We start from the raw sequence: 1,158 nt of genomic DNA on the forward strand, positions 1-1,158 counted from the left end.
AGCAGGCGCCGATCGCCTACGAACAGCAGTCAGCTACCCTGACACTTGCCGCATAACGACACGAACAGGTGTCCACTCCTCGGGGACAAGGCCCCGCTTCCTCTCTGTGGACCCGGTCTTCGGCGGCGGCGACAACCGCTACGGATACCCCGGCGACCCGATCAACAAAAACGATCTTGATGGCCGGAAGTGGAAATGCAAGGCCAAGTGCCAGCTGGCCGGTCGCGGAGCGCACTGCACTGGATACGTGTACGGTGCAGGATCGGGCCACAGCGAGGACGAAGCCGTTAGGGACGCGAAGCGTGACGCGGTGCACCAGGCTCCCCGAGGGTGCTATGCCCGCCACTGCAAGGCGTACCAATGCACCAAGAACCGGCTGCGTCAGTGGTGGGACGGCAATTACAACCCGCGCAACATGCACCGGCACAACGCACCCAACTGGATGCGACGCGCCAACCACTACTCGTGGGGCATCCTCTTCCACAGCGAAGTCTGGAGGGGAACCCTCGGCAGCTGGTGCGGCTGCAGTCCCTGACCCACTGGACTGACCCGCACCCCTGAAGTGTCCAACAAGACACCGACGGTGCCTCTCGGGAAGGACCTTCCGAGAGGCACCGCTCGGCTCCATACCGACGCGGGCCCCAAGCCGGGGCCCGCGTCGGCGCACTCCATATTCCGCTCTCAGAAACGAGGACGATCTGCGTGTCCGCCCCCAGCGAAGATGCCACGGAGCAGCCCAGGCTCTGGCAAGTGAAGATCGCGCTCTTCGCGACCGCGGCCCAGCACGAAGAGCTGATGGACCGCCTGACTGAAGTGCTGTGCCCCGATCCCAGCCACGAAGGGCCCTGCCCTATCCCATGGGGCATGCACAGCGTCAACGGGGACTCCCTGTCTCGTCGGCAGCGTAAGGCACTACTGACAGAGATCAAGGAGACCAACTGGAATCCAGTGGATGATGAAGGAACAGATACCGGAGGGTCTTGGCGACCTGCCTGAACGGTCGGGTAACCCATTCGCTTTCCCGTCAGCCAAGGGGCGAGTGTCCTGCGCCTGTAGTCCGTCGTTACTCAGGTTGAACTCGCGGAGTCCGGCGGTCTGATCGCGCCGTCGTCCATGGTCAGACCGGTGGGCGGGAGGCAGCCGTCGACCAGGTGAGGC

1 protein-coding gene is annotated in these 1,158 nt (G+C 64.0%); it reads left to right on the forward strand.

Annotated elements, in window-relative coordinates:
- The first annotated feature begins 106 nt into the window (after positions 1-106).
- The gene (locus tag ACIRFL_RS43880; protein ID WP_404041391.1) at positions 107-535 is read left to right on the forward strand and encodes a hypothetical protein; all 429 of its coding nucleotides are present in this window, start codon (positions 107-109) and stop codon (positions 533-535) included.
- Positions 536-1,158: the final 623 nt, after the last annotated feature.

Source organism: Streptomyces sp. NPDC102462 (genome assembly GCF_044765425.1).
Taxonomy (GTDB): domain Bacteria; phylum Actinomycetota; class Actinomycetes; order Streptomycetales; family Streptomycetaceae; genus Streptomyces.